Below are 10728 nucleotides of genomic sequence, written 5' to 3' on the forward strand. Positions count from 1 at the left end.
GAATGGCTTCTATAGTGCCCGAGGTTTACGCCGCTGTCAGGCCACCGGTCCACGCGGATAGCGCTTCAACCGCTCGGCCAGCTCGCGCCCCGGGATCGGCCGATCGAACAGGTAACCCTGGCCCACATCACACCGGTGCCTGCGCAAGAATGCCAGCTGCTCCGGGGTTTCGATGCCCTCGGCCACCACCTTCAGCTTCAGGTTGTGGGCCATGGCGATCACTGCCGAGGTGATTTCCATGTCGTCCTGGTTGTCGGGGATCTCGTTGATGAAGCTACGGTCGATCTTGAGGATGTCGATCGGAAACTTCTTGAGATAGCTCAGCGACGAGTAGCCGGTGCCAAAGTCGTCCATGGCCAGGGTCAGCCCAAGGGCCTTGAGTTCCTCCAGCTGGCGGTGGGTGTCTTCGCTGGCTTCCAGCAGCAAGCCTTCGGTCAGCTCCAGCTCCAGCAGGTGCGGGGGCAGGGCTTCTTCCTTGAGGATGCTGCTGATCGATGCCACCAGGTCCGGGTCGGAAAACTGCTTGGGCGACAGGTTGATGGCCACATGCAGGTTACCCATGCCAGCGGCGCGCAATTCCTGGCTCATGCGGCAGGACTGGCGCACGACCCACTTGCCAATGGGGATGATCAGGCCGGTTTCCTCGGCCACGCTGATGAACTGGTCCGGACGGATCATGCCGCGCTCGGGGTGGTTCCAGCGCAACAGCGCCTCCAGGCCCAGCAGGCGACCGCTGCGCAGGCACAGCTTGGGCTGGTAGAACACCTCCAGCTCGTTCTGGGTCAGTGCGCGCCGCAGGTTGTTCTCGACGAACAGCTTGTAGCTGGCCTCGGCATTGAGCACTTCGGTGAACACCTGCACCTGGTGCTTGCCGTTGGCCTTGGCCTTGTGCAGCGCCAGGCCGGCGTTTTTCATCAGGCTGGCCGGGTCGCTGCCGTGCAAGGGTGCGTAGGCCAGGCCGACCGAGGCGGTAACGTTGATCAACTGGTTGTCGACGAACATCGGCTTGTCGAGGGTACGCAGCAACTGCAAGGCCACGCCCTGGCCATCTTCCAGGATGGTGTTGTCCAGCAGCACGGCGAACTCGTTGCTGGCAAAGCGTGCCAGGATACCGCCGCTGTGCAGGCTGTTGCGCAGGCGCCGGGCCAGGCTGATGAGCAGCTTGTCGCCGGTCTGATGCCCAAGGCTGTCGTTGATGCGCTTGAAGTTGTCGATGTCTACCAGCAGCAGACACATCGAGTGTTCGCCGTCGCGGGCAAAGCGCTCATCCAGGCTGCGAATGAACGCCGGGCGGTTGCCCAGGTTGGTCAGGTTGTCGGTGTACGCCAGGCGTTCGATACGCTGCTGCGCCAGTTTGGTCTGGGTGATGTCTTCATAGATGCCGATGTAGTGGGTCAGCTCACGGTTGTCGCCGTACACCTTGGAAATCGACAGCTGCCCCCAGTAGGGCTCGAGGTTCTTGCGCCGGCTCTTGAATTCGCCTTGCCAGCTGTTGCCCATGGCCAGGCTCGACGGTGAGTCGAACAACAATTCATTGAGGTTTTCCAGCGCCGGCAGCTCGCCGAGGTGGCGGCCTTGTACTTCGTCGGTGCTGTACTGGGTAATGGCGGTAAAGCTTGGGTTGACGTACTCCACCCGGCCATCGCGGTTGACCAGCAGGAACGCGCTGGCGCTTTGTTCGACCGCACGCTGGAACAGGTGCAGGGCGTTGGCTGCAGCGCGGCGGTTGTGGTTGGTGATGACCTGGGCGAACTGGTCGGCCAGTTCGCCAGCGAAGGCGATTTCATCCGACTGCCAGGCCCGCGGCTGACCGGTCTGTTCCAGGCACAGCACACCCACCACCTGGCCGTCGACACGAATGCTGGCGTCGAGCATGGCCTTGTTTTCCGGGCACAGACTTCGTGCCAGCTCACGGGTGCGCGGATCATGGCCGGCGTTATGGGCATCGATGGCGCGGCTGGCGTGCAGCGCGTCGAGGTAGTCCGGGAAACGGCTGGCGTCGATGGCTTCGGGGCGGCGGTGTTCCTGGGTGTCGCGTTTCCACGCGGTGATCGGTTCCAGGCGCTGGTCTTCCAGGTGCCAGATGCTGGCGCTGTCGACGTTGTAGATTTCGCAAGCGCTCTGGGTGATCAGCTGGGCGGCTTCCAGCAGCGAGTTTTCGGCACTGTAACGTTGGCGGGCCAAACGCAGGATCAGGTCCTGCTGGCCGCGCACGCGTTCCAAGTGCTCAAGTTGCTCCTGCTGGGCGCGCTGGTTCAGTTGCAGGGCCAACTGCAGGCGGTTGTTGCGCGACTCCAGGTCGTTGGCATCCTGCTCGGCGGCGTCGTGCGGCTGCTCGTCGAGCACGCTCAGGTAGCCACGCAGCAGCAGGCGGTTGTGCTGCTTGTAGGCTTCACCCGCCTCCAGCAGGCGCAGTGCGGTATTGGGCGTATGCAGGGTATAGCGCACCCGGTAGTAACCGCGCTGGGCCAGTTGCTGCTGGATCTCGTCGTGCAGGCGGTAGCGTGCCTCGGGTTCCATCAGGCTGGCGTAGGGCGCCTCGAACTGTGCGCACAAGGTGCCGGCATGCAGGCCGAACTGCCGCTCGCAGGCTGGGTCCAGGTAAAGCATGGCCCAGCTGGCTTCGTTAAGCCTTTCGAAACGCAGCATGCCCAGCCGCGAGGGCACGGGTAACTGCGTGACGACCTCGGCCGCCACACGGCTGGCGGCATCGGGTTGGCTTTTCATCGAAGACTCGCTTGAAGAGGGAATGCTGCGTAGGGCCGCTGCGGGTCTGGCAAGGTTGCATCATGTGCCGAGGGCTGGCAAGCAGCCATGTGTGATGCCGTGTAGGGGTTATCGGCGGTCTGGCCGGAATCTGTAGTTTGGCGTGCTTGTTCAGCGGGCAAAAAAAGCCCCGCCAATCGACGGGGTTGAGGTACGAGCGTGGCAGCTCGAAAAAGGAACTGCCCCTGCATGCAGGGGCAGTGGGCCGCCTTACAGCAGCATGGTGCGGATGTCGCCCAGCACGTCGCCCAGGCGCTTGGTGAAGCGCGCGGCGGCAGCGCCGTTGATCACACGGTGATCGTAGGACAGCGACAGTGGCAGCATCAGCTTGGGCTGGAAGGCCTTGCCATCCCAGACCGGCTGCATGGTTGCCTTGGACACGCCAAGGATCGCCACTTCCGGCGCGTTGACGATCGGCGTGAAGCCGGTGCCGCCAATGTGGCCGAGGCTGGAGATGGTGAAGCAGGCACCCTGCATCTCGTCCGCCGAGAGCTTCTTGGTACGGGCTTTTTCAGCCAGTGCCGCAGCTTCGGCAGCCAGTTGCAGCAGGCTCTTCTGGTCGACGTTCTTGATCACAGGGACCAGCAGGCCGTCCGGGGTGTCCACGGCGAAGCCGATGTGCACGTACTTCTTGCGGATGATGGCCTTGCCGCTTGGCGCCAGCGAGCTGTTGAAGTCTGGCAGTTCCTTGAGCAGGAATGCGCAGGCCTTGAGCAGCAGTGGCAGCACGGTCAGCTTCACGCCAGCCTTTTCGGCTACGGCCTTCTGCGCCACGCGGAAGGCTTCCAGCTCGGTGATGTCGGCGGAGTCGAACTGAGTCACGTGCGGCACGTTCAGCCAGCTGCGGTGCAGGTTGGCGGCACCGACCTGCATCAGGCGGGTCAGGGCCACTTCTTCCACTTCACCGAACTTGCTGAAGTCCACGGCAGGGATCGGCGGGATGCCGGCGCCACCGGTCGCGCCGGCAGCTGCCGGGGCGCTCGATGCCTTTTGCATCATCGCTTTGACGTAGACCTGCACGTCTTCCTTCAGGATGCGGCCGTGCGGGCCGGTGGCCGCGACTGCGCCCAGGTCGACACCGAATTCACGGGCCAGTTGGCGCACCGCCGGGCCTGCGTGGACCTTGGCGTTGCTACCGGCAGCCGGCGCGGTGGTAGCCGGCGCAGGGGCTGCCGCTGGGGCGGCAGCAGCAGGTGCGGCAGCCGGGGCAGCCTCAGCCTTGGCCGGGGCAGCGGCGGCAGGTGCCGGGGCAGCAGCAGGTGCTGCGCCAGCGACCTTCAGCTTGAAGATCAGGTCGCCAGTGCCGACTTCGTCTTCCAGCTTGCACAGGACTTCTTCGACCACGCCGGCAGCCGGCGACGGGATTTCCATGGAGGCCTTGTCGGACTCCAGGGTAATCAGCGACTGGTCGGCTTCGACGGTGTCGCCGACTTTGACCAGTACTTCGATGATCTTGGCTTTGCCCGACGAACCGATGTCTGGCACGTGGATGTCCTGCACGGCGGCGGCAGCCGGTGCAGCCGCTGCCGCTGGGGCAGGGGCGGCTTCAGCGGCCGGGGCCGGGGCAGCAGCCTCGGCCGGTGCAGCGGCTGGCGCCTCAGGGGCCGCAGCAGCGGCGCCCTCGGCTTCCAGCACCAGCAGTTCGTCGCCTTCCTTCAGGCGGTCGCCCAGCTTGACCTTCAGCTCCTTGATGACACCGGCCTTGGGCGCCGGGATCTCCATGGAGGCCTTGTCGGACTCCAGGGTCAGCAGGCTCTGGTCAGCCTCGATACGGTCACCGACCTTGACGAACAGCTCGATGATTTCACCTTCACCGCTGCCGATGTCAGGTACGCGAATGAGTTCGCTCACTTAAAAATACTCCTCAGCAGTCCAGTGGGTTGCGCTTGTCCGGGTCGATGCCGAACTTGACGATAGCGTCTGCAACAACCTTGGGTTCGATCTCGCCACGGTCAGCCAGGGCTTCCAGGGCAGCCAGCACCACGAAGTGGCGGTCAACTTCGAAGAAGTGACGCAGCTTCTTGCGGCTGTCGCTGCGACCGTAACCGTCGGTACCCAGGACCTTGAACTCTTTGCTCGGTACCCACTGGCGAATCTGCTCGGCGAACAGCTTCATGTAGTCGGTAGAGGCAATGACCGGGCCTTTGCGACCGGCCAGGCACTGCTCGACGTAGGTCGCTTGTGGCTTCTGGCCAGGCTTCAGGCGGTTGGCGCGCTCTACGGCCAGGCCGTCGCGACGCAGTTCGTTGAAGCTGGTGACGCTCCACACGTCGGCACCGACGTTGAACTCTTCACGCAGGATCTTCGCCGCCTCGCGCACTTCGCGCAGGATGGTGCCGGAGCCCATCAGCTGTACGTGGTGTGCCGCTTCGCGGGTGTCTTCTTCGAGCAGGTACATGCCCTTGATGATGCCTTCCTCGACACCGGCCGGCATGGCTGGCTGCTGGTAGGATTCGTTCATCACGGTGATGTAGTAGAAGATGTCCTGTTGCTCTTCGGTCATCTTCTTCATGCCGTCCTGGATGATCACCGCCAGCTCGTAGCCGTAGGTTGGATCGTAGGTGCGGCAGTTCGGGATGGTGCCCGCCATCATGTGGCTGTGACCGTCTTCGTGTTGCAGGCCTTCACCGTTGAGGGTGGTGCGGCCGGCAGTACCGCCGATCAGGAAGCCACGGGTGCGGCTGTCGCCAGCGGCCCAGGCCAGGTCGCCGATACGCTGGAAGCCGAACATCGAATAGAAGATGTAGAACGGCAGCATCGGCTGGTTGTGGCAGCTGTACGAGGTACCGGCAGCGATGAACGACGACATGGCGCCGGCTTCGTTGATGCCTTCTTCCAGGATCTGGCCCTTCTTGTCCTCGCGGTAGAACATCACCTGGTCTTTGTCGACTGGCTCGTAGAGCTGGCCGACCGACGAGTAGATACCCAGCTGGCGGAACATGCCTTCCATACCGAAGGTACGGGCTTCGTCCGGGATGATCGGCACGATGCGCTGGCCGATGTCCTTGTCCTTGACCAGCTGCGCCAGAATACGCACGAAGGCCATGGTGGTGGAGATTTCGCGGTCGCCCGAGCCGTCCAGGATCGCTTTCAGCGTTTCCAGTGGCGGGGTTGGCACGCTGAAGCTCTTGGCCCGGCGCTGAGGCACGAAGCCGCCCAGGGCAGCACGGCGCTCGGCCAGGTACTTGGCTTCGGCAGAACCTTCTTCGGGCTTGTAGAACGGCAGGTTCTCGAGGTCGGCATCCTTGACCGGGATGTCGAAGCGGTCACGGAAGTGACGCAGGCTGTCGACGTCGACCTTCTTGGTGTTGTGCGCGGTGTTCTTGGCTTCGCCGGCACCGGTACCGTAACCCTTGATGGTCTTGGCCAGGATGACGGTCGGCTGCTCTTTGTGGTTCACCGCCTGGTGGTAAGCCGCGTAGACCTTGTACGGGTCGTGGCCGCCACGGTTGAGCTTCCAGATCTCGTCATCGGACAGGTCTTCGACCATGGCCTTGAGTTCCGGGGTGTTGAAGAAGTTCTCACGAACGTACGCGCCGTCTTTGGCTTTGTAGTTCTGGTACTCGCCGTCGATGACTTCGTCCATGCGGCGCTGCAGAGCACCGTTGGTGTCCTTGGCCAGCAGTGGGTCCCAGAAGCGGCCCCAGACGACCTTGTTGACGTTCCAGCCACCGCCACGGAACACGCCTTCGAGTTCCTGGATGATCTTGCCGTTGCCGCGAACCGGGCCGTCGAGGCGCTGCAGGTTGCAGTTGATGACGAAGATCAGGTTGTCCAGCTTCTCGCGGCCAGCCAGGGCGATTGCACCCAGCGATTCCGGCTCGTCGCACTCGCCGTCGCCCATGAAGCACCAGACTTTCTGCTTGCCGGCAGGGATGAAGCCGCGCGCTTCCAGGTACTTCATGAAGCGGGCCTGGTAGATGGCCTGGATCGGGCCCAGACCCATCGAAACGGTCGGGAACTGCCAGAAGTCAGGCATCAGCCATGGGTGCGGGTACGAAGACAGGCCGTTGCCGTCCACTTCCTGGCGGAAGTTGTTCATCTGTTCTTCGCTGATGCGGCCTTCCATGAAGGCGCGGGCATAGATGCCTGGGGAGGCGTGGCCCTGGAAGAAGATCAGGTCGCCGCCATGTTCTTCGGTCGGGGCCTGGAAGAAGTAGTTGAAGCCGATGTCGTACAGGGTGGCGCTGGAGGCGAAGCTGGAGATGTGTCCGCCCAGGTCCGAGTCTTTCAGGTTGGTACGCATGACCATGGCCAGGGCGTTCCAACGCACCATCGAGCGAATGCGGCGTTCCATGAACAGGTCGCCAGGCATGCGTGCTTCGTGGGTGACAGGGATGGTGTTGCGGTATGGCGTGGTGATCGCATACGGCAGCTGGGAACCACTACGGGTGGCCAGCTCGCCCATACGGGTCATCAGGTAATGAGCGCGGTCTTCGCCTTCTTTGTCGAGGACCGACTCCAGGGCATCCAGCCATTCCTGGGTTTCGATTGGATCGAGGTCTTGCATGGCTTGCTCCAGGGCGGAAAGGCAACCAGAATCGATTGCCTGAGATTGCGACTGGCCTTATGGGCAGACGTCGTGAATTCTTGGATTACCGGGGTGTCGTCCGGCGCGTTGTAGTTTTACTACATTTGCTTCCGCATTTCATGCTTTTACACGACACGAGTAGTAGTAAAACTACAATTGTGCGACGTTTGGTCGCACGTTGGCTTGTGAGGAAAAACGTTCATGTTGGTTGGCATTGTGTCGCGAACGGGTGTTTCTTGATGTTTGTTGCCAATTTTGCATTTTTTTCAGCTATTTCCAACTTTTGTACGACAGTCCAACCGTGGTCCGGCTTCCCCTTGGCCGCTTTTTTCCCTCTATTTCACGCCGATCAAGGATAGACCATGCGCCTACCTTTGCCCTCCGATCTGCCTGCCAGCTTGCAGCCGCTGGTTTCTCGCAACCAGCAGTTCCTGCGCGATGCCGTAGCGGCTCACCCCGAACTGGACCTGAACGATTGCAGTGCGGCCCAGCGGCACCAGTTCGACCAGGTGGCCGCGGCCAGCGACTTCGTGCTGGGCGTGGCCCAGCGCGACCCGGCCATGCTGTTTGCCCTGCTGGCCAGCGGTGAGCTGGAACGGCGCTATGCCCCGGGGGAGCTGCGCGGGCAAATTGCCGCGGCGGCGCAGGCGGCGCAAAGCGAAGAGGAACTGGCGCGCAACCTGCGCCGCGCGCGCAACCGGCAGCAAGTGCGCATCATCTGGCGTGACATTACCCGCCAGGCGGAACTTGGCGAAACCTGCCGCGACCTGTCGGACCTGGCCGATGCCTGCATCGACGAAGCCTACCAATGGCTTTACCCGCGCCACTGTCAGCAATTCGGGACGCCCATCGGCAACCGCAGTGGCCAGCCGCAGCACATGGTTGTGCTGGGCATGGGCAAGCTGGGCGCGGTCGAACTCAACCTGTCCTCGGACATCGACCTGATCTTCGGTTTCCCCGAGGGCGGTGAAACCGAAGGGGTCAAGCGCTCGCTGGACAACCAGGAGTTCTTTACCCGCCTGGGCCAGCGCCTGATCAAGGCATTGGACCCGGTGACCGTCGACGGCTTCGTGTTCCGCGTCGACATGCGGTTGCGCCCTTACGGCTCTGCCGGGGCCCTGGTACTCAGCTTCAATGCCCTGGAGCAGTATTACCAGGACCAGGGGCGCGACTGGGAACGCTACGCCATGATCAAGGCTCGGGTGGTGGCCGGCGATCAGGCTGCTGGCGCGCAGTTGCAGGAAATGCTGCGCCCGTTCGTGTACCGCCGCTACCTGGACTTTTCCGCCATCGAAGCGCTGCGCACCATGAAGCAGTTGATCCAGCAGGAAGTCCGGCGCAAGGGCATGGCCGACAACATCAAGCTCGGTGCTGGCGGCATTCGTGAGGTCGAGTTCATCGCCCAGGCGTTCCAGCTGATCCACGGTGGGCGTGACCTCAGCCTGCAGCAGCGGCCGTTGCTCAAGGTGCTGGCCACCCTCGAAGGCCAGGGCTACCTGCCGCCGGCTGTGGTGGCTGAGCTGCGCGAAGGCTATGAGTTCCTGCGTTATACCGAGCACGCCATCCAGGCCATCGCCGACCGCCAGACACAGATGCTGCCCGAGGGCGAGACCGATCAGGCGCGGGTCGCCTTCATGCTTGGCTTTGCCGACTGGCAGAGCTTCCACGACCAGCTGACCTACTGGCGTGGCCGCATCGACTGGCATTTCCGCCAGGTCATTGCCGACCCGGACGATGAAGACGGTGAAGGCGAGTTGGTGGTGGGCGGTGAGTGGTCGCCGCTGTGGGAGCAGGCCCAGGACGAGGAAGCGGCTGGTCGCCAACTGGAGGAGGCCGGTTTCAAGGCGCCTGTGGACGCTTTGCGGCGCCTGGCCGCGTTGCGCTCAAGCCCGCAGCTGCGCTCCATGCAACGCATCGGGCGTGAGCGCCTGGATGCCTTTATTCCACGCTTGCTGGCGCAAGCGGTGGAGCACGACAACCCCGACCTGGTACTCGAGCGGGTATTGCCGCTGGTGGAGGCGGTGGCGCGGCGTTCGGCCTACCTGGTGCTGCTCACGGAAAACCCGGGTGCACTGCGCCAACTGTTGACCCTGTGCGCCGCCAGTCCCTGGATCGCCGAGCAGATGGCCCGCTACCCGCTGCTGCTCGATGAGTTGCTCAATGAGGGCCGCCTGTTCAGCCCCCCACTGGCGCCAGAGCTGGCCAGCGAACTGCGCGAGCGCCTGACGCGTATCCCCGAAGACGACCTTGAGCAGCAGATGGAGGCGCTGCGCCATTTCAAGCTGGCCCACAGCCTGCGCGTGGCGGCCTCGGAAATCAGCGGCAACCTGCCCTTGATGAAGGTCAGCGACTACCTGACCTGGCTGGCCGAGGCCATCCTCGACCAGGTGCTGGCGCTGGCCTGGCGCCAGACCGTGGCCCGCCACGGTCAGCCCAAGCGCAGTGACGGCAGCCTGTGCGATCCGGGGTTCATCATCATCGGCTACGGCAAGATGGGTGGGCTGGAACTGGGCCACGGCTCGGACCTGGACCTGGTGTTCATCCACGATGGCGACCCGCAGGCGGAAACCGACGGGGCCAAGCCGATCGACAGTGCGCAGTTCTTTACCCGCCTTGGCCAACGCATCATTCACCTGCTGACCACCCAGACCAACTCGGGCCAGCTGTATGACGTGGACATGCGCTTGCGCCCGTCAGGGGCTTCGGGCCTGCTGGTCAGTTCGCTGGGGGCCTTCGAGCGCTACCAGCAGAACGAAGCCTGGACCTGGGAGCACCAGGCCCTGGTGCGGGCCCGTGTGCTGGTCGGTTGCAAGCAGGTGGGAGCTGCGTTCGAGGGCGTTCGCGCCAAGGTGCTGGGCCAGGCCCGTGACCTTGAGAAGCTGCGCAGCGAAGTGAGCGAAATGCGCGCCAAGATGCGTGACAACCTGGGCACCAAGGCCACCGCCGCCGGGACTGCAGGCAATGCCTTCGAGGCCGGCATGCCGTTCGATATCAAGCAGGATGCCGGCGGTATCGTCGATATTGAATTTATGGTGCAATACGCCGCTTTGGCCTGGGGCCACGAGCACCCGGCCATACTCCGATGGACCGATAACATCCGCATTCTGGAAGAGCTGGAGCAGGCAGGTTTGCTGCCGGCCAGTGACGCGGTGCTGTTGCGTGAAGTGTACAAGGCGTTCCGCTCGGCCTCGCACCGCCAGGCCCTGCAGAAACAGGCCGGGGTGATCGATGCGGCGCAGTTTGCCGATGAACGCCGTGAGGTGCGGCGGATCTGGGGTGAGCTGGGTTTGACTTGAGAATGTTGGGGCCGCGTTGCGGCCCATCGCGACACAAGGCCGCTCCTACAGGAGAACGCATTCCCTTGTAGGAGCGGCCTTGTGTCGCGATGGGCTGCAAAGCAGCCCCAAAGGCTCATGCTTCACCACCGGTGG

The 10728-nt window shown here is 63.3% G+C and carries 4 protein-coding genes; 1 reads left to right on the plus strand and 3 read right to left on the minus strand.

What is annotated here, in order from left to right; all coding sequences use genetic code 11:
- Nucleotides 1–36: 36 nt before the first annotated feature.
- The 3 genes from FPB55_RS01680 to aceE all read right to left on the minus strand — a co-directional run bounded on the left by FPB55_RS01680 (nt 37) and on the right by aceE (nt 7276).
- Nucleotides 37–2727, minus strand: a complete 2691-nt coding sequence (locus tag FPB55_RS01680) for a GGDEF and EAL domain-containing protein (RefSeq protein WP_144187416.1) — start codon at nt 2725–2727, stop codon at nt 37–39.
- Between the two features lie 249 nt (nt 2728–2976).
- Nucleotides 2977–4617 (minus strand): dihydrolipoyllysine-residue acetyltransferase, encoded by a 1641-nt coding sequence (gene aceF, locus FPB55_RS01685; RefSeq protein ID WP_054881578.1) that lies wholly within the window; start codon nt 4615–4617, stop codon nt 2977–2979.
- A 13-nt stretch (nt 4618–4630) separates the two neighbouring features.
- Nucleotides 4631–7276, minus strand: a complete 2646-nt coding sequence (gene aceE / locus FPB55_RS01690; protein WP_029885038.1) for a pyruvate dehydrogenase (acetyl-transferring), homodimeric type — start codon at nt 7274–7276, stop codon at nt 4631–4633.
- 383 nt (nt 7277–7659) lie between these two features.
- On the opposite strand from aceE, the gene glnE reads away from it, so the two are divergent.
- On the plus strand, nt 7660–10593 hold the full coding sequence (glnE, locus tag FPB55_RS01695; protein ID WP_029885037.1) for a bifunctional [glutamate--ammonia ligase]-adenylyl-L-tyrosine phosphorylase/[glutamate--ammonia-ligase] adenylyltransferase: 2934 nt from the start codon (nt 7660–7662) through the stop codon (nt 10591–10593).
- Nucleotides 10594–10728: the final 135 nt, after the last annotated feature.

The organism is Pseudomonas sp. BJP69 (assembly GCF_007633355.1).
Taxonomy (GTDB): Bacteria; Pseudomonadota; Gammaproteobacteria; order Pseudomonadales; family Pseudomonadaceae; genus Aquipseudomonas; species Aquipseudomonas juntendi.

Excerpts from the sequence above, each read along its gene's own strand:
- FPB55_RS01680 (WP_144187416.1), bottom strand. The coding sequence starts at position 2,727 with ATGAAAAGCCAACCCGATGCCGCCAGCCGTGTGGCGGCCGAGGTCGTC.
- aceE (WP_029885038.1), bottom strand. The coding sequence starts at position 7,276 with ATGCAAGACCTCGATCCAATCGAAACCCAGGAATGGCTGGATGCCCTG.
- glnE (WP_029885037.1), top strand. The coding sequence starts at position 7,660 with ATGCGCCTACCTTTGCCCTCCGATCTGCCTGCCAGCTTGCAGCCGCTG.